Genomic DNA, 17,547 nt, shown 5'->3' on the forward strand with positions numbered 1-17,547 from the left:
ATTTGGGGGTCGGTTCAAAAACGGCACGTTTTTTGGGTGTGTCTGACCTGCTTTTTTGTGCGATGCGGTGCTGATAAGTGCAGGCGTACTGGGATTTGGCACGCTCATCGGACAGAGCAAGACTGCCTTGCTGAGCCTTGCCGTGGTTGGCGTGCTGTTTTTATTTTGGTATGGCTTGCGTGCGTTCAAATCAGCTTGGCAGGGTGGGGCAAATCTTATGGTGTCGGCTGAAAGTGATGAAGATGGCGGTGGCAAGAGCATCAAGCAGAGCGTGGGCATAACCTTGGCACTGACTCTGCTAAACCCCCATGTCTATTTGGATACGTTGGTGCTTGTCGGGAGTATTGCGTCGCCTTTGACCGCCGACCAAAAACAGTTATTCTTGCTGGGAGCGGTTGGAGCGTCAGGGGTGTGGTTTTTTGGGTTGGGTTATGGGGCAAGGCTGTTGACCCCCATTATTTAGTAAGCCTAAAACATGGCAAATATTAGATGCCATCATTGGTGTCATCATGTGGATAATTGCGTTGGGGCTGATAAAATATGCTTATGGGGTATGGGTGGGTTAAAATTATCATTATGATTTAAAGGTGTTTTAAAATAAAATCGCCTTTTAAATCAACCCAATCTGCCAAACCCAACCACACCATTTGGGATAAAGTCATTTATTTTTGGGCGGTTTTGGGCTAAAATGTGTGAAATTTTTCCCAAAAATCATCATGTCCCTTATCCGTAAACGCAGACTCACCAAAAACCAAACCCGCCAAATTCAAAAAAACCAAGAAACCATCATCGATGACGGCACCTTTGCCACAGGGGTGGTGGTCTCGCATTTTGGCAAACAGTTAGACGTGCAAATCACCGCCTTGCCTGACATCATGCCACAGACAGCGTTGGCACTCGGGCAGATATGGCGGTGTCATGTTCGCACCAATTTGCCCATGCTGACCACAGGCGATACGGTCAAGTTTAGCATTGATGATGTTGCAGGCACAGGACGCATTGAGCAACTCTTGCCACGCACAACCCTAATCACTCGCCCCGACCGTTATCATAAGGTCAAGCCTGTTGCCAGTAACGTGGCGATTTTGGCGATTATTTTTGCCCCCTTGCCAAAGCCTGCCACAGGGCTGATTGACCGTTATATTCTTGTGGCACGGCTGGCTGGCGTTACGCCCCTGCTTGTGCTAAATAAGGCGGATTTGTTAGATGAACACCCCGATGTGGTGCAGATTTATCAAGAATATCAAGCACTTGGGGGGCGATACGGCTTTGATGTTATCCAAAGTTCAAGCATGGATAGGACGGGGCTAGATACCCTGATGTCGCACATCACAGGCAAACTTGCCATTTTTGCAGGGCAGTCAGGGGTGGGTAAATCAAGCCTAATCAACCAAATCCTACCCCATGCCGAGCAGTCCACAAACATCATCTCGGTAGGCTCGCAGTTGGGTCAGCACACCACGACCACCAGTCGCCTTCTCGCCTATGATGTGAGTGATTTGACCCAAGGCGGGATTATTGACACCCCTGGTATTCGTGAATATGGCATTTGGCATTTGTCGGCAGATGATATCTTAAAGGGGTTTGATGAGTTAAATGATTTGCATGGGGCGTGCCAATTTCGAGATTGTGGCCATGCCCCCAATGCCAAAGGCTGTGCGTTTTGGCAGGCGGTGGCGGACGGGACGGTGCTGTCTCGGCGTGTGGGGAGCTTTAATGAGCTAATCGCAGAAGCCAAGCAAGGGGCAAGTGTGATAAAATAGCCCAAAATAAGTGCATTTATGACAAATAACAGGTATAATATCAGCTTTTGAAATTTTGGAGCAGTCATGGAGCGTTGGTTTGAGTTTATGGGCAATCACCCGTTTTTATTCGGGCTACTCTTTGTCCTTGCCATCATGTTTTTTAGTATTGAAAGTAAACGTAGCGGTAAAAAAATCGCCCCCCAAGCGTTGGGGCTACTGGTCAATAACGACAATGCGACGTTGATTGATATTCGCCCTGCCAATAAATTTGCCACAGGGCACATCGCAGGCTCTCGCAACATTCCTTTTACCGAGCTAAAAAATCATCTGTCCGAGTTACAAGCGATGACCACCCCCATTGTCTTTATTTGTGATATTGGTATGCAGGCAGGCATGGCGGTGCAACTGGTCGCCAAGCCCAATGCCATGCGACTAGAAGGGGGCATTGCCAATTATCAAGCACAAGGCTTGCCATTGGTTGGAGTGACAGACAAAAAAGGCAAAAAATAACCTGTTAGGATGTATCAATACCAAGATGAGTGGTCTTGAAGTTACGCCAATCGCCCCTATTTAAGAATCTGTACTTTTACCAAAAAGAGATAATATGAAACCTGTAACCATTTATGTCAAACAAACCTGCCCCTATTGCATTAACGCCAAGCGACTGCTAGAACACAAGGGCGTGATGTACACCGAGTTTGACGTTACCAAGATGAGCGAGACAGAGCTTGAAGAAGTTGCCGTTAAGACCAATCATTACCGCACCGTGCCAAAGATTTTTATTGGCGACACCTTTATCGGCGGTTTTGATAACCTAAACAAACTAGACAGAGAAGGTAAACTTGACGAGATGTTAAGTGCCTAAATGGTTTAATTTAGTTTTAATGTAAGTTTAATTTTAAATCAGAGGAGGCTATCATGGCTGACGAACAAACCGCCCCACAACTGGGTTTAGAGCGTATCTATGTCAAAGACATCTCACTTGAAGTTCCAAGTGCCGAAGTGTTCACCAAAGAGTGGCAACCTGAGCTGGACATCGGTCTGACCACCACCAGCTCTGACCTAGACGAAGACCACAAAGAAGTGGTATTGACCGTGAGCGTTACCGCCAAAAATGCAGGTAGCACCGCATTCATCGCTGAGGTACAACAAGCAGGTATTTTCTTGCTACGCAATATCCCAGAGGCGGACATGCCACATCTATTGAACGCCTACTGCCCGAACGTGCTGTTCCCTTATGCTCGTGAGGTCATCAGCGACATCATCGCTCGTGGTAGCTTCCCACAACTTCTGCTTGCTCCTGTCAATTTTGACCAAGCGTTCCTACAAAGCCAAGCCCAAGCCGAAGGCAATGCCTAATCGCTAGGCTATTTTATCATTTGATTGATAAAACAAAAACCCAAAAGTCTCATGCTTTTGGGTTTTTTTCGTGCGTGATAATATCAAGCAACAATCTCTACCGCACCGTGGTCATCGCAGTGGTCGCCATGCTGATAGTGCAAACGTCCGTTCACGATATAGCAAATGTGGTCACCATGTGGCACGGCTTCATGTCCACAGCCTTCGCCATGAACGTGACCCGTGCAGTGGTGAGCTTGGTTGCACTCGGCAGGGTTTTGCTCGCTGACTTCTAGGACGTGTTCGTCCACGTGGTCGCCATGCACATGGTGCAAATGTCCGTCATGCAGATAATCTACATGGTCGCCATGACGAATGGCGGTGTGTCCACAGCCTGTGCCGTGAACGTGGTCGTGATTGGCGTGAATGGTGCAAGTCATGATGTATTCCTTAGAGTGATGAAAAATAAACGGTATTGATGATAATCAATGTCAGTATTCTAAGCACATCATGCCACAAAGTAAAGGTTATAGAATTTCAAAAGGGTGAATTTTTGAGATATTCATAATAACTTTTCATGTATTTTTATTTTTAAAAATAAAAAATTATAGCTCTGGTAGTTCCTCGCCAATACTAACAAGTTTTTTTAAAACCTGAATATAATCCTCTTTTTGTTTTAATAATTCATCCCTGTGAGCGATGATTAAATTTAATTTTTCCATTTCTAGTTTTAATTTGTCAATTTCGGTTTGTAGTTTTTCGTTATTATTATAATAATTGTTGTTGCCGTGATAATTTTCGCCAATTTGATAAACGACATTTTGACCATCTAATTTTAATAATTCAAACAATTTCACCCCAAATAAGCCTGCGATTTCATCCAATCGTTCAAGACTGGGCATGCTTTTTCCTGTTTCTATTTTGGCATAGCCGTTGCGAGTTAGCCCCAATTTCTCTGCCATTTGTTCTTGTGTCCATTGGCGTTGTTCTCGAAGTTCACGAATGGTGTCAAAATCAATCATAAAAAACCTATTTTTAATAAAAGACCACTGTCAGTTGGCAGATGTAGAGTGTGGGTTGGTTTAACTTTTTAGTAAATTATTGTAACATAAGGGAAATTTTTTGGCAAATAAATCCTGTATGGATGAATAACGCATCTTAAACCATCACATTGCCGATAAGATATATAAAAGTTAATTACCAGTCAATTGATGATGTCTGGTCATCAAAATATGATGTTTGGTTTTAGGGGGTTATTTTTGGTTGTTTTTAGTCATGTGGTTAGGAGACTTATTGGGGCAGTTTATGAAAAAATTTCGCACGCATTATGACAATCTAAATGTTGCCAGAAATGCTGATATTGCGGTCATCAAAGCAGCGTATAAAGCCCTTGCCCAAAAATATCACCCTGACAAAAACCCCAACAACCCAAATGCCCAAAAGATTATGCAAGTTATCAATAAGGCATATGAAGTTTTATCCGACCCAATTAAGCGAGCAGAGCATGACAGATGGATAGCCGAGCAAGAAAAAAAGGCGGAGCAATCTTATCAAAGTAATCAAAACTCTCATGCTTATGAAAATACAGCCAATGGTTCATCATCTGCCAGCCACTCAAATGAGCGTGCCAGTCAAAACACGCATAATCAAACAAATGGCTACCAAAGATATTATGAATATACTAATGGCAATCAAGACAATCGTAATTATCGTAATGATAAGCCCAACTCAAACAATCGCAAAAAACATCATGACCAACATAATAAACAGACAGTAGATAAACCATCATTTTGGTCTTTTGGGAGAATGAGGCGGACGACTTATATTTTATTGTCTATACCTACAATATTTATTTTAGTGATTGTTCGTATAGGAATTCAGGGTGGTCTTGATTTATCATCATCGTTGCCATCATTTGAATATTTATTACTTGCGACTATGATTGAGTTAGTGCCTTGGTCTTTTTTGGTATTTATTGGTATTAAAAGGTTGCACGATTGCGATTATAAAGGTTGGTGGATTTTAGTACCGTTTGTGGTTGCCGTTATTTGGTTTGTTCGCCCGACACAAGGGACAAATCGCTTTGGTGCTGATCCGAGAGATGGTTATTTTGATGATGAAATAGAAGTAAAAAAAGACAATTCTTTTTGGAGTGTGGTTGTCATTGCATTACTTTATAACTTTGCCTTAATTTCTAAGGTGATTGATAAGCAAAATCAAGCCATTAATTATCAAGATAATACAACTTATCAAGATAATCAGTCTAACAATATACAGACACCGAGCATTTCACCTAATGACATTAAAATACCAAATGTCAATCATCAGCCACCATTAAATCCACAGCTTGTTTTGGCAGAGGCTCAAAAAAGATATGAAAAATCTGTTACCAATATCAATGCGGTATGGAATAGTCTGCACCCTAGCACCCAAGACTTTTTGCGAGCAGAACAGCGAGCGATAAATAAAAAACGAGAGGCTGATTGCACCGCCTACGGCAATAGCCAAAGTAGCGACAAAGATTTGGCAAAGGCTTATCGCTATCTTTGTGAAGTGCTACAACTAAATGAGCGGGCAGAATATCTAAAAACGCAGTTAAATACCGTGGTTACACCGCCTGAGCCTATGATTGAAGTTCAACCGTTGCCAGAGACAGGGGCAACCAACAAACCTAATTTGTATGGCGATTCACCTTTACAAATAAAAACCAACCCAGGAAGCCATTATTGGGTAAAAATTGTCAATGCTTATAATGAGCGAGAAGAGGTGGTGAGTTATTTTATTCGTGGTGGAGAAACATTAGATGTTAATCTGCCCATGGGAAGCTATGTCGTGAAATATGCCTATGGAGATACGTGGTATGGCAGAGAACATTTATTTGGCGAAAATACAGGTTATTCCAAGGCAGATGAAGTATTGGAATTTTATCGCAATCAAGGCTATGTCATTGAGCTTATTCAACAATTAAATGGCAATTTACACACAACCGCAATTGACGAAAGTCAGTTTTAGGAGCTTTTATGAAAAAATTTTCCTTAGTATTAACGGCGTTATTTTTGATAAATAATGCCCACGCCTATGAAGTTAAAAATGTCTGTGCTAAATATATGACCAATTATAGTTGGTCACAGGCATATCAAGTACAGACACAGATTTATACAGGGCAAGAGTTAAATCAAGCCACAGGCAATCCCTATTTTGGCAATTATGACATGTTTAGCCATTATGCCGTCATTTGGTGGGATAGGGGTCAAGCCAGTGTGATTAAAATGGCTTTTCATGTACCAGGCGGCATGCTGATAAATAGCAATGGCACAGACCAAAATGGTCGTCAGTGGCAGTTGTCTGATGACAGTTATGGGTTTTGTTATTAATTTTCACAATTTTTTATTTAGGAGCTTTTATGAAAAAGTTGGTTTTAGCAAGTTTATTTTTGGCAGTTAGTCAAATGGCAATGGCGGTGAATTGGCTTGAAATGCCTAGCGATGGAAGAAATGGCAGGATAATGATAGATGTTGATAGTATGAAAAAACATTATTTTTCCCACAAGAGCAAACGTTTTTATCTTACAGCTTGGATAAAAAGAATTTATCCAAATATACAAATAGCTTCCAATGGAAAGTCTTATAATATAAGTAGAGAGTTTATGTATTTTGATTGTGAAAATAGAAAATCTATGTTAGGAGAAATTATTAATTACTACAACAGTGATAATCAAGCAGTAGAGAGTGGGAGATTTTATGTGAATACGACTTCATCAAGCGATTGGGGTAATGTTGTCCCTGAGACAGCTGGCGAAGCTAGATTGCATTTAGCCTGCGATGCCTATGAAATAGGTACAAAATACGGTTATCAATTTTAAGGAAATATTTTATGAAAAATTTATCAAAAATTAGTTTATTATCTCTACTATTATCCACTCTCACCGCCCATGCCATGTATATCCCCAACTTATTCGGTGCTTATGAGCAAGGGGCGAGCCGTGCCAGATATGAAAATGCCCAAGATGCGTATTATTATGAAGAGTTAAGACGACAGCGGTTAGAAAGGCAAAGGCTAGAACAAGAATTGGGCAGACGACTTGAAAGATATGAGCAGGCACAAGAGCCCAGACTGTATGTGCAAGTCATCAATCAAAAAACAGGCAAACCCAAAGGTCATATGAATCTATCCTTAAAGAAAAATGACATGCTGTGTTGGGCGGTTACCCCTGTCAATGGCTCTCAAACTTATGAAGTCAGCGAGCTATTTACCATGCCAGTTCATGCAAGCTTTACAGGCAATGCAGGACAAAATGACAATAATCAATTAACCAGTAGCGTACAAACAAGCTCAAATACCGCCAAATTTGGCAGACAAATTTACGCCACCCAAAATCAGATAGATGCTTGTTGGTTTTTTGCCGCCAATACCCCAAAAGGCATTTATCATATCCGAGTTGGCGTGAGGGGTGCTGAGTTTGGCACGCAGTCGTTTAAAGTGGTTGATTAAGTGTTGATAAAATAAACGCATTCACATTTTTATCATCTTATTTATATGGTCTATTTGGGTTTTTAGTATGTTTAAGCAGATTTGGTATTTTTTGACCTTTAAGATTTATCAAGGTAATTTATTAACAGCAGGGGGTGCAAATTACCTGACGGTCATCTCGGTGATTGTTTTTTTGGCGGCTCTATCAGAGGGTTTTGCTTGGGGTCATTTTGGCAGTACCTTTACACCTGACAATCCTTATTTGGGGGGTGTGGTACTTGGGTCGTTTATCTTTATGTTGTTTTGGTTTTTTGACCGCACCATGGTAACCCAAGACATGATGACCGAAGAACATGCCAAAACCTTAGACGGTGAAGATTATGTTCCCAATTTTTGGGAAAAATACAAACCTTATTTTGTTTTTATGGCACGCTTGGGCATTGTCATCACATCGCTTTATATCACCGCACCTTTTTTGACGCAGCTTGTGTTTAAAACTGACATTGAAAATGAAATGGCAATCCAATATCAAAATAGCATCAATCAAGCCAAAGATGAAACGCTGGGAAAAATTGAAGGGAAAATTAATGAACAGCAAACCTACATTCAAACCTTGCACGATAAATTACAAAATGAGATTGCAGGTAAAAAAGGTTCAAAATACGGCAAAGGCCCTGTGGCACAAAGCATTCAACAAGAGATTGATGAGGCAAATACACATCTTGATGAATTAAAAACAAATTTTGAAAATGACAAATTAAAACTAGAAACCGCAATTGTCAATAATGATGAGCAAACATTAAAAAGTTTTGGCATTTTAATGGTAAAAGACAGTCCTATTTTTCGTGAAAATGCCATTAATAAATTCAAACAAGAACCTGCCTTTAAAAATACTCAATATGCTGTTGATGGATTTTTGATATTGGTGGGGGTTATTTTGATTTTATCTAAATTGTTGCAGCCAAAATCTTTAAAAATGTATTATTCTTCCAGATTACAAGAGGCGTGGTCAAGTTATGTCGATGGCAACTATGATGATTATCTGCCAGAGAATGAAAAAAGCAGTCATATGGCTCATATGCCAATGCCACAAACTTTTGAAAATATCGCCATTCGCTATGCTAAGACCATTGATGAGAGAGAAAAAGATAATTTGGACAAAAGACAAAAGAAAAAACAAGCCATGTTAGATGAAGAAAATCACATGAAAGCACTAAAAAATGGTGAAAAATCCCATTATGAACGCTATGCCAAAGAAGCTCAAAACTATGAATACCAAAACAAAGTGGTTAAGGATAAAAAACAAAGAATAGAAAAAGCACTCAAAGAAGCCTGTAACCAAAAAGAGCAGTTTTTACAAGAGAGCACACCGCAAAGAGAGCGGCTTAACATAGAAAAAAAGCAGGTTGAAGAGCTGTATTTTGAGGCAGAAAGATTGTATCAAAGTAAAGGAGAGGACAGCGAAGCAAGGCATAAAAGAATGCAGGAGGCCAATAAAAAATTGCTTGAATTACAAGAGATTGTCAATGATTTTGCCAACAAAGACAGAAACAGCCCAGAGCGGGTGCGTGCTTATATTGCCGCAGAGGAGGCGGTATATGCCCAAAGCCAAACCATTAAAAATATGAAAGATAATTATCTAAGTTTTGAGCGAGACATGAATATCCACAAACAAAAGGTAGATGATTTAAAAAAGCAACTCGATGACATCATATCAAAGCTGGATAGAATTTCTCAAATTGAAAAATATTGGAATAAAACCATTTTAAATTTGGAATTAAAGCAGATAGAGTTATTATCAAGTTTTTCTGACATGGAAACGCCTTATATCAAGGGTGATGAGGCAGAGATTGCATTTATCGCCGAACAGCACAAAAAAGAAGGAAAATACAAATACACTTATTATGTCAATAAAGATGATGAACAGGACAAATAAATGATTTATTTTTTAATGCTCATTTTCTTTGCCATCGGAGCATATTGGCAAAGCATCAAAAATAAGCCATTGGCTATTATTGTAATATTGTCTGTATTTTTTGGTTATGTGTTTTTAAATAAAAAAGAAAACCATCAAAGAGACCATTATTATCACACCCAAAAAAATAAAGTAGAAGATACTTCATCAAGTAAGCATTATGGTTATGACAATCAATGTACCGCCATTTGTAATGACGGCACGTGTTCTAAAAGTTTGGGCAGGCGTGGTGTTTGTTCATCACATGGCGGTGTCAAGCATTGGCTTAGATAGGCTTTACATGCGTGGGGATAAAATGCCCCATTTTCGCCCCCTTAATCGCCAAATATTCGGCATTAAACTGATTAACCCCCACCAGTAACGGCACTCGCTCCACCACCTCAATCCCCAACGCCTGCAAATAGGCAAGTTTGTTTGGGTTGTTAGTCAACAGTCTGGCTTTATCAATGCCAACGTGTTTTAGCATAACCTCACACATCTCATAAGTGCGAGCATCCGTTGGCAGATTAAGCATGAGATTGGCATCTAGCGTATCATGTCCTTGGTCTTGTAGGGCATAGGCACGGATTTTATTCACAAGCCCAATGCCACGCCCCTCTTGACGCAGATAGAGTATCGCCCCACATCCGTGGGCTTGTATCATTTGCATGGCGGTATTAAGCTGAGGGCCACAGTCGCATTTTAATGAGCCAAAAGCATCCCCCGTCAGACATTCAGAATGAATGCGAATGAGTGGGATTTTGTCGGGGTCGGTGGACGGCAAGCCGACACTTAGTAAGACGTGTTCTTGACCGTGTTCATTTTCAAACGCATGAATGATAAAATCGCCATGCACGGTAGGCAGATTGGCTTTGCTGATAAATTGGTACAAAATTTTCCCCAAAAATGCAAATTTTTAAAAGTATTGTGGATTATTTGTGAATTAAATGGTGCTACTATGGCAAATTAAAAGGCTATCTTGTAAAATAACCCCTGATTCAAGTTTGGCTTTGCCATTGCCAAGTTTGGCATTATACCGCAAAAATTGTTATAAATTAACATAACTTTTTAAAGACAACTTTTAAAAAATCAAAATCTGGAACACTAGCCCCATGCCAACTTCTGCCCACGCACCACGCACCTTTACGCACCTGCCCACGTCTCGCCCCACGACACCGCTTTTGGATAAGGTTAGCTTGCCCAAAGATTTAAAGACATTAAGCACCGATGAGCTGTGCCAATTATCGGACGAACTCCGTGAATATTTGCTCTACTCGGTCGGTCAAAGTGGCGGACATTTTGGGGCAAATTTGGGCGTGGTGGAGCTGACAGTTGCCCTGCACGTCAGTTATGATACGCCTTATGATAAGCTCGTGTGGGACGTGGGTCATCAGGCGTACGCCCATAAGGTGCTGACGGGTCGGCGTGATGAGCTTGTGCGTATCCGTGCCAAGGGCGGTCTGACGGCATTTCCAGAGCGGGGCGAGAGCGAGTACGACACTTTTGGCGTGGGGCATAGCTCCACGTCCATATCGGCAGGACTCGGCATGAGCCTTGCGAGCCGTATCAAGGGCGAAAACCGCAAGGTCGTGGCGGTCATCGGAGACGGGGCGATGACGGGGGGCATGGCGTTTGAAGCAATGAATGATGCGGTGCAACAAAATGCTGATTTGACGGTGGTGCTAAACGACAATGATATGTCAATCTCGCAAGCGATTGGCGGATTTAGTCGCCATTTGGCACGTTTATGGCAACGTGGGCTTGCCTTTGACATTGACAAACACGGCAATATCTTGATGATAAAGCGTGAGATTAGCCCTGATGACAGGCGGGTTCGCCATTATATACACATGGCAAATGGGGCAAAAGAAACCCTAGAAAAAATCCCTGCCAAACTCGGTGGCAATCTTGTGCAAAACATTGGCAATCTCTTTGGTAAAAATGCCCCGCCCATGCCCTTGTCTGATAAAATCGCTGAAAAAGTGCATGACCATATTTTCCCTGACAATCTATTTAAGGCGATTGGTTTTACTTACCTTGGACCTTTTGACGGGCATGATTTGCCAAAACTTTTACAAGTATTTCGGCGTGCCAAACAGTTAAAAGGGGCGGTGCTGATTCATGTGCATACGGTTAAGGGTAAGGGCTTTTTGCCTGCTGAGGCTGACCCCATTACCTATCATGCCATTGGTAAATTACCCAAAAACGAGCCGCCAAAAACTGATAAAACAGACCCTGCCTCAAAACCCCAAAAGTACTCAGACGTATTTGGGCGGTGGCTTATGGATAACGGCACAGACGAGTGCATGGTTGCCATTACCCCTGCCATGTGCGAAGGCTCGGGCATGGTGGCATTTGCCAAGGCGTATCCTGCCAAGTTTTTTGATGTGGCGATTGCCGAACAGCACGCCGTAACCCTAGCAGGGGGTATGGCGACAGGTGGATTAAAGCCTGTGGTGGCGATTTATTCTACTTTTTTACAACGTGGCTATGACCAACTCATTCATGACATTGCCTTACAAAATCTGGATGTAACTTTTGCCATAGACCGAGCGGGACTTGTGGGCGAAGATGGTGCAACTCATGCAGGCGTGTTTGATTTGGCGTATTTGCGTTGTGTGCCAAATGTTGTCATTGCTGCTCCAAGCGATGAACATGAATGCTATCATTTACTAAATGCTTGTTATGCCTATCAAGGCACAAGTGCCATTCGCTATCCTAGGGGTGTGGGTGTGGGGCGACAGATTATCAAGGACATTGATGAGAGTTTTGCCATTGGTCGGGCGAGGGTGGTATGGCAATCAGACGGTTTTATCGCCAAAGATGAAAAAGCATCAGACAAAAAAATCGCCATGCTTGCCTTTGGTACACGCCTACATGACGCTCTGTCAGCAAGTCAAACATTCGCCCAAACGACAGACACGCCCATGACGGTGGTGGACATGCGGTGGGTCAAACCGCTTGACAATGAGTTGATAGATGAGCTTATCGGGCAGGGCATTACGCATTTTATCACAGTAGAGGAGCATCAGCGTATGGGTGGGGCAGGCTCTGCGGTGGGCGAGTACTTGGCAAGTGTGGGCTATGGTGGTTCTCTTGTGCAGATTGGTATCGATGATGTGTTTGTTGCCCATGGCAGTCATGAAGAGCAGTTGGCACAATGCAGGCTAGATGGGACAGGGATTTTGGAGTGGTTGAATAAACCAAAAAGATAGATTGATTTAAAAATTTTGTATAAAATAGCAATCCAATCAATTTGTTTTACAAAGGTGTGAATAAATGAACTATCCTGAAAAACCTGTAAAGGGCTTTAAGATTGAGCGTGTGTATTAAATGCGATAGCAAAGCAATGATGGAAATTGCGAAATTCAAAAAGAAGTCGGTTAATGCAGATGGTAGCAGTTGCTACACCATTCAAGCCACTTGCCCAAAATGTAACTATGTCAATGGAGAGTGGAAGCCTATGTGGTGGAACTTTTATGAATTAGGTGCAATGCAATGGTAGTTAAAGTATCTGGCATTGTTAATTAACCACGCCCAAAATAGATTTGTCGGGGCAAATCACATTTACCCTGACAAAATATCATCTTTTAAAAAACCACAAAACCCAATCATCTCTTATCGTCTAAATGCTCTTTTGCCATATCACGCATTTGTTGACGTAAATCATCATTATCCAGCACTGATTTGTCAATCAGACCATCCAAGTGTTTTTGATGGGTTTTGTCAAAATGTTGGTCATCATCGTGTTTTTGTACCATAAGGTCAAAGATTTGACGGCGACGTAGGCGTTCTTCTTTGATGATGTGGCGATTTTTTATCCAAGTGGTTGTCAAGACTAACAGCATGAGCATGCCAATATAGCCCAAAATCGGAAATACAGTCGCCACGAGTGTTTTAAAGCCTGCAAAACTTAGCCCAAAACCGACCGCCACAAAGATGACCATGAGCTTTTTAAAGCGAACATCATCCGCTCCTGAAAAACGTTTTGCCAGTGAATAATACAAACTGATGGCGGTATTAAAAATCATGCCAAAAATGATGATTGACATGAATGTGCCAAAGATGGGATGGATTTGGGCGACTAAGGCTTGCATGGGAATGGCAACTTGACTGGCAAGCTCAATGTTGGCAAGTAAGATAAAGGCGGTGCAAGTGGTAATCACGCCAATAATCGCCCCACCAATCAGTCCGCCTCGCCCCGCCTCGCCAACATACATCTCATTACCGCCCAGCACAAAGGACATCGCCGCCGCTGCCATGATACAAATGGCATAGTAGTTGACGACTGACACCCAAATATTTGGCAGAGCCTTTGGCAAGGTTTTGGCAAAACCATCTAAGGCTACCCAATCATAAGATTTTCCCCAAAATGTATAAATGGCAAGCAATACAATAATCCCCACAATGATGGGCGTAAATACACCAATGGCTTGGGTAACACGTTCAAAGTTCATCATACTCACAACGACGACCAACACCGAGCAGAGCAATGCCCCAACCCATGTGGGCAGACCAAACTCTTGGTTTAGATTCGCCCCAGCCCCTGCAATCATCACAAAGCCCAGCACAAATCCACTCAAAATCAGTGAAATATCCAGCAGGCGGTACACCAATTTGCCCGTAATTCGCTCTAAAACCGCACTGTGTTCACGAGCTCGGTAGTATGAGCCGAGTGTCAAAATAATCCGCCCAAAAATGGCGTGTAAAATGCCAACAAGCACCACACCAACCAAACCAATTGTACCAAAATTGACAAAGTACTGAAAAACTTCTTGACCAGATGACAGTCCTGCCCCTGTAACCACACCGACATATGCCAATGCAATCATGATAATGCGTTTGTAATTCATAAAAAACCTTAAAACTTTACATGCCCCAAAACTCTACATAAAACTGTGATAAGCAAAGATTTGCAAAGCGGGTCTGGATTGCAAATCTTGACCAAAATGAGCGTTTTATGGTGGGTTATCTATCATAAAAAAATATGAAATTATAGCATAAAATGATAAAATAGGGCAAATTAAGCATAAATTAGCATCAATCTGTTGCATAAAATGGCATGGGTGCTGGTGTTGAATAAAAGTCTTGGTATTGACGAATAAAGTTTGATAAAATCTGTTGTTATTGGCTGTTTGACTGATTTGGTCATGCCATTTGTACCACGCCACGTTTTATGTACCACGCCACTTTTACGCCACTTTTATGCCACTTTACTCATGTCAATAATCAAACCCCCTTTGCTGTGCCTGCCGATATTTGTTTTGTTAATGCCTGTTTTGGGTGCTTGTCAAATGGCAATGGCTCATGACTGTGTCATGCCCAAAGTTAGCGATGAATATGACGGCGTTGAATGTGTGTTAGATGGGCTCATCAAAGTTGCCCAAAATGGCAAATATGGTATGATGGATGACAGAGGGATTATTATTGTGCCAATCATGTTTGATGAAATTGGTCAATTTAACCATCAACTGGCAAGGGTAAAATACCGAGAAAAATTTGGTTTTATCAATCATCAAGGACTGCTGGTTGTACCACTAAAATATGATGATGTGGGGTTTTTTAAAAATGGCATGGCATTAGTTCGCAAGGAGGATGAGTATTTTATGGTAGATGGGCAAGGTCAAAGGGTGTTAGATGATGCCCCCGCCCCGCCAATGGCAAAGATGGATGTCGCTACCGTGGATTTGGTTCATGAGTTGTTATTTGCTAAGCCTTTGATGCCAGAACCCAACCATTAATAGATGAGTTTTAACCAACTTTGATGGGTGGTAAATTTTGATCGCAATTTTATCCATTTTAGGCTATAATGACAGTCTTTGTATGATGAATACAAAAGCATTATTTACATTATTTAATAAACATTGGTAAGGTATATTATGGAACCTATGGTGGTGATTGCGTCCGAAGTGGCGAAAAAAGTCGGTCATGAGATTTTAAAGGCTCATGAGAACCGTCATCGTATTGATTTGGGTGTTGAGTCCAAAGGTCTGGATGGTTTGGTAACCAAGGTTGACCGTTATGCCGAAGAGCTGACCATTTCTTTGTTAAAAGAGAGTTACCCTAAGCATTCATTTTTGGGTGAAGAGTTTGGCTTGCAAGAGGGTAGGGGGGCAGATGCAGAGTGGTGTTTTGTCATTGACCCGCTAGATGGCACGCAGAATTTTGTGCATGGTGTGCCACATTTTTGTGTGTCTATTGGCATTCAGCATAAAGGTGTAACCGAGCATGGCGTGGTCTATGACCCTATGCGTGATGAACTGTTCACCGCTAGCCGTAATCGTGGAGCAAGACTTAACCAACGTCGTCTGTCAGTCTCGGGGCGTACCACGATAGCGGGCGGACTGTTTACCACAGGGCATCCTTATGAACGTATGATGGGCGAGAATCGCACGAGTTTTATCCGTCAGCATTTTGCCAGTTTGGCGGTGATTTGTGAGCAAGGCGGACAGGTTCGTCGCACAGGCTCAGCAGCACTGGATTTGTGTTATGTGGCAGCAGGACGTTTTGATGGTTATTTTGAGATGAATATTAAGCCGTGGGATGTGTGTGCAGGCGAGCTGATTGCCAGTGAGGCCAAAGCGGTGGTGGTTGACCACAAGGGAGCAAATAACGCCATGCAGACAGGTTCAGTCTTTGCCTGTAATGCCAAACTGCTAAAACCACTCATGCAAGCGGTCATCCCAACGTGGGAAAACGCACTGGCATGATAAGACATTGGTATTGTATTTAAAAATCAAAACCACCAAACAAGGCGTTTGGTGGTTTTTGATTGGGCTTATGCGTGCCTGCCCAAACGGATGAATATTATTTAACCAATTCAATCACGCCTTGGGCTTCATAATTAAGACGACTTTCACCGCCTTCATAGCTTTGGTTGGCAACTGAGCTTTCGGGTGCTGCGACTGCAGCATAACCCATCATGGGACTGACACTAAAACGACCGCCAGCATTATTCAAATTCACTTTTACGATTCTATAATCGCTCGCCCCAAAGGCGGTGCTGATGGTTTTGGCTTCATCGGTGAATTTTTGGATGGTTTGGGCTTTGAGTTCATTCTCTACTGCCTTTTGGGTGGCTTCGGACACGCCAAAGTCAAGACTGCTAAGCGTCATAAAGCCTTGTAGCTCAGCGATGAGTTCACTGGCTTCTTCGAAGTTTTGGCTTTGGATGTTGACTGATGATGAGCCTGTAAAGCCATTGATTTTGCCTTTGTTGTCATAGCGTGGGTAGGTGTGATGGCGACCTGTGGTGACTTTGACATTGGGGTATTTTTGGGCGATGGTTAGGGCTTTGTTGGCGGTGGTGTTTAAGGTATTTGCCAACGTTTTGGCATTGGCGTTGTCCGCTGATTTAGTGAGCGTGGCAGTCAGCTCATCGTTGGCGATGGTTTTAGCAGTCTCGACATTAAAGCTGATTTGGTTGTAGCTTTGAGCGTAGGCGTGAGTGCCTGCCAGTGCCAGACCAAGCAGTAAGGGTGGTGTGAATGCACGCATGAATTACTCCGTGATAGAATATAACATAAGAAAAACCAACTTATTGTAATACAGTTTATTCTTGATTGTTGTGCTAATTTGTATCTGATTATTGCTTTTATTTAACAAATAACATGGATTTATTTTTTAAAATTATTTGTGGGATTTGAGCGTTTTATGGCCACAAAACTTTAAAATTGTTATGAATTTAAATGATGTATGAAGGCTCTACATGTCCTTTGATGGTGTTGTTTTTATAAGGTGTGCACAGCACGCCCCATCAAAGCCTGTGGCAAATATTAAGTTTGTTAGGCGTAAACTGATAAAATCCAGAAAATTTTCTTGCATTTTAAAAAAATTCATGTATAATTACTCTCGGCTTCATCGGTAGCTTCGCAACTTTGATTTATGAACCCCGCCAGGACCGGAAGGTAGCAACGGTAGTAATCCCAAAGTGTGCCGAAGATGTGCTGATGAAGTCATTTTTTTGCCTAAAACTTGGCAACTCTCTTTTTGTACATCTATTCTAATACCATTCTTTTGCTATACTCCTGCGTATAATCT

19 protein-coding genes and 1 other RNA gene are annotated in these 17,547 nt (G+C 42.0%); 15 read left to right on the forward strand and 5 right to left on the reverse strand.

Annotated features, from left to right (window positions below; genetic code table 11):
• Positions 1–55: 55 nt before the first annotated feature.
• From B5J94_RS12560 to secB, 5 genes are all read left to right on the forward strand, one after another.
• On the forward strand, positions 56–463 hold the full coding sequence (locus tag B5J94_RS12560; protein ID WP_079364168.1) for a LysE/ArgO family amino acid transporter: 408 nt from the start codon (positions 56–58) through the stop codon (positions 461–463).
• Positions 464–716: 253 nt separating this feature from the next.
• The gene (rsgA, locus tag B5J94_RS12565) at positions 717–1,763 is read left to right on the forward strand and encodes a ribosome small subunit-dependent GTPase A (RefSeq protein ID WP_062498989.1); all 1,047 of its coding nucleotides are present in this window, start codon (positions 717–719) and stop codon (positions 1,761–1,763) included.
• A gap of 66 nt (positions 1,764–1,829) precedes the next feature.
• Positions 1,830–2,255 (forward strand): rhodanese-like domain-containing protein, encoded by a 426-nt coding sequence (locus tag B5J94_RS12570; RefSeq protein ID WP_062498974.1) that lies wholly within the window; start codon positions 1,830–1,832, stop codon positions 2,253–2,255.
• A 94-nt stretch (positions 2,256–2,349) separates the two neighbouring features.
• Positions 2,350–2,610 carry a glutaredoxin 3 gene (gene grxC / locus B5J94_RS12575; RefSeq protein WP_062498975.1) on the forward strand — a complete coding sequence of 87 codons (261 nt, stop codon included), beginning with the start codon at positions 2,350–2,352 and terminating at the stop codon, positions 2,608–2,610.
• Between the two features lie 53 nt (positions 2,611–2,663).
• Positions 2,664–3,104 carry a protein-export chaperone SecB gene (secB, locus tag B5J94_RS12580; RefSeq protein ID WP_029103669.1) on the forward strand — a complete coding sequence of 147 codons (441 nt, stop codon included), beginning with the start codon at positions 2,664–2,666 and terminating at the stop codon, positions 3,102–3,104.
• 83 nt (positions 3,105–3,187) lie between these two features.
• Here the strand turns inward: secB and B5J94_RS12585 are convergent, their stop codons facing one another.
• Together B5J94_RS12585 and B5J94_RS12590 are read right to left on the reverse strand one after the other, a co-directional pair.
• Positions 3,188–3,523, reverse strand: a complete 336-nt coding sequence (locus B5J94_RS12585) for a hypothetical protein (protein ID WP_062498976.1) — start codon at positions 3,521–3,523, stop codon at positions 3,188–3,190.
• A 165-nt stretch (positions 3,524–3,688) separates the two neighbouring features.
• Complete coding sequence (locus B5J94_RS12590) at positions 3,689–4,105, reverse strand: helix-turn-helix domain-containing protein (protein WP_062498977.1); 417 nt, start codon at positions 4,103–4,105, stop codon at positions 3,689–3,691.
• A gap of 283 nt (positions 4,106–4,388) precedes the next feature.
• Here B5J94_RS12590 and B5J94_RS14275 point away from each other — a divergent pair, with 283 nt between their 5' ends.
• The 6 genes from B5J94_RS14275 to B5J94_RS12625 all read left to right on the forward strand — a co-directional run bounded on the left by B5J94_RS14275 (position 4,389) and on the right by B5J94_RS12625 (position 9,801).
• Complete coding sequence (locus B5J94_RS14275) at positions 4,389–6,095, forward strand: DnaJ domain-containing protein (RefSeq protein ID WP_158081062.1); 1,707 nt, start codon at positions 4,389–4,391, stop codon at positions 6,093–6,095.
• An 8-nt stretch (positions 6,096–6,103) separates the two neighbouring features.
• Positions 6,104–6,457, forward strand: a complete 354-nt coding sequence (locus B5J94_RS12605) for a hypothetical protein (RefSeq protein WP_062498978.1) — start codon at positions 6,104–6,106, stop codon at positions 6,455–6,457.
• Between the two features lie 29 nt (positions 6,458–6,486).
• Positions 6,487–6,945, forward strand: a complete 459-nt coding sequence (locus B5J94_RS12610) for a surface-adhesin E family protein (protein WP_062498979.1) — start codon at positions 6,487–6,489, stop codon at positions 6,943–6,945.
• Between the two features lie 11 nt (positions 6,946–6,956).
• Positions 6,957–7,574 carry a hypothetical protein gene (locus B5J94_RS12615; RefSeq protein WP_062498980.1) on the forward strand — a complete coding sequence of 206 codons (618 nt, stop codon included), beginning with the start codon at positions 6,957–6,959 and terminating at the stop codon, positions 7,572–7,574.
• Positions 7,575–7,641: 67 nt separating this feature from the next.
• A complete protein-coding gene (locus B5J94_RS12620) occupies positions 7,642–9,489 on the forward strand; it encodes a DUF4407 domain-containing protein (protein WP_062498981.1) in 1,848 nt (615 codons plus the stop codon).
• A complete protein-coding gene (locus B5J94_RS12625) occupies positions 9,490–9,801 on the forward strand; it encodes a DUF3761 domain-containing protein (protein ID WP_062498982.1) in 312 nt (103 codons plus the stop codon).
• On the opposite strand, the gene ribA is transcribed toward B5J94_RS12625, so the two are convergent.
• Entirely contained in the window at positions 9,794–10,399 is a 606-nt protein-coding gene (ribA, locus tag B5J94_RS12630) for a GTP cyclohydrolase II (RefSeq protein WP_174519806.1), read from the reverse strand. The two genes, B5J94_RS12625 and ribA, sit on opposite strands and share 8 nt — an antisense overlap.
• A 220-nt stretch (positions 10,400–10,619) precedes the next feature.
• On the opposite strand from ribA, the gene B5J94_RS12635 reads away from it, so the two are divergent.
• Positions 10,620–12,722 carry a 1-deoxy-D-xylulose-5-phosphate synthase gene (locus tag B5J94_RS12635; protein WP_062498983.1) on the forward strand — a complete coding sequence of 701 codons (2,103 nt, stop codon included), beginning with the start codon at positions 10,620–10,622 and terminating at the stop codon, positions 12,720–12,722.
• Between the two features lie 396 nt (positions 12,723–13,118).
• Here B5J94_RS12635 and B5J94_RS12640 read toward each other — a convergent pair whose 3' ends face one another.
• Positions 13,119–14,360, reverse strand: coding sequence for a YkvI family membrane protein (locus B5J94_RS12640; protein WP_062498984.1), 1,242 nt, complete (start codon positions 14,358–14,360; stop codon positions 13,119–13,121).
• A 255-nt stretch (positions 14,361–14,615) separates the two neighbouring features.
• Between B5J94_RS12640 and B5J94_RS12645 the strand changes: the two genes are divergently transcribed.
• Both B5J94_RS12645 and B5J94_RS12650 read left to right on the forward strand, forming a co-directional pair.
• Entirely contained in the window at positions 14,616–15,248 is a 633-nt protein-coding gene (locus B5J94_RS12645; RefSeq protein ID WP_079364169.1) for a WG repeat-containing protein, read from the forward strand.
• A 138-nt stretch (positions 15,249–15,386) separates the two neighbouring features.
• Complete coding sequence (locus tag B5J94_RS12650; RefSeq protein ID WP_062498986.1) at positions 15,387–16,217, forward strand: inositol monophosphatase family protein; 831 nt, start codon at positions 15,387–15,389, stop codon at positions 16,215–16,217.
• A gap of 97 nt (positions 16,218–16,314) precedes the next feature.
• On the opposite strand, the gene B5J94_RS12655 is transcribed toward B5J94_RS12650, so the two are convergent.
• Positions 16,315–17,004 (reverse strand): SIMPL domain-containing protein, encoded by a 690-nt coding sequence (locus tag B5J94_RS12655; RefSeq protein WP_062498987.1) that lies wholly within the window; start codon positions 17,002–17,004, stop codon positions 16,315–16,317.
• A 361-nt stretch (positions 17,005–17,365) separates the two neighbouring features.
• Here B5J94_RS12655 and ffs point away from each other — a divergent pair.
• Positions 17,366–17,462: signal recognition particle sRNA small type (ffs, locus tag B5J94_RS12660), an RNA gene on the forward strand.
• Positions 17,463–17,547: the final 85 nt, after the last annotated feature.

The sequence above is a fragment of the Moraxella lacunata genome (genome assembly GCF_002027545.1).
GTDB lineage: Bacteria > Pseudomonadota > Gammaproteobacteria > Pseudomonadales > Moraxellaceae > Moraxella > Moraxella lacunata.

Bases quoted from the DNA above. Each gene is read 5' to 3' on its own strand.
- rsgA (WP_062498989.1), top strand. From the start codon at position 717: ATGTCCCTTATCCGTAAACGCAGACTCACCAAAAACCAAACCCGCCAA.
- B5J94_RS12570 (WP_062498974.1), top strand. From the start codon at position 1,830: ATGGAGCGTTGGTTTGAGTTTATGGGCAATCACCCGTTTTTATTCGGG.
- grxC (WP_062498975.1), top strand. From the start codon at position 2,350: ATGAAACCTGTAACCATTTATGTCAAACAAACCTGCCCCTATTGCATT.
- secB (WP_029103669.1), top strand. From the start codon at position 2,664: ATGGCTGACGAACAAACCGCCCCACAACTGGGTTTAGAGCGTATCTAT.
- B5J94_RS12585 (WP_062498976.1), bottom strand. From the start codon at position 3,523: ATGACTTGCACCATTCACGCCAATCACGACCACGTTCACGGCACAGGC.
- B5J94_RS12590 (WP_062498977.1), bottom strand. From the start codon at position 4,105: ATGATTGATTTTGACACCATTCGTGAACTTCGAGAACAACGCCAATGG.
- B5J94_RS14275 (WP_158081062.1), top strand. From the start codon at position 4,389: ATGAAAAAATTTCGCACGCATTATGACAATCTAAATGTTGCCAGAAAT.
- B5J94_RS12605 (WP_062498978.1), top strand. From the start codon at position 6,104: ATGAAAAAATTTTCCTTAGTATTAACGGCGTTATTTTTGATAAATAAT.
- B5J94_RS12610 (WP_062498979.1), top strand. From the start codon at position 6,487: ATGAAAAAGTTGGTTTTAGCAAGTTTATTTTTGGCAGTTAGTCAAATG.
- B5J94_RS12615 (WP_062498980.1), top strand. From the start codon at position 6,957: ATGAAAAATTTATCAAAAATTAGTTTATTATCTCTACTATTATCCACT.
- B5J94_RS12620 (WP_062498981.1), top strand. From the start codon at position 7,642: ATGTTTAAGCAGATTTGGTATTTTTTGACCTTTAAGATTTATCAAGGT.
- B5J94_RS12625 (WP_062498982.1), top strand. From the start codon at position 9,490: ATGATTTATTTTTTAATGCTCATTTTCTTTGCCATCGGAGCATATTGG.
- B5J94_RS12635 (WP_062498983.1), top strand. From the start codon at position 10,620: ATGCCAACTTCTGCCCACGCACCACGCACCTTTACGCACCTGCCCACG.
- B5J94_RS12640 (WP_062498984.1), bottom strand. From the start codon at position 14,360: ATGAATTACAAACGCATTATCATGATTGCATTGGCATATGTCGGTGTG.
- B5J94_RS12650 (WP_062498986.1), top strand. From the start codon at position 15,387: ATGGAACCTATGGTGGTGATTGCGTCCGAAGTGGCGAAAAAAGTCGGT.
- B5J94_RS12655 (WP_062498987.1), bottom strand. From the start codon at position 17,004: ATGCGTGCATTCACACCACCCTTACTGCTTGGTCTGGCACTGGCAGGC.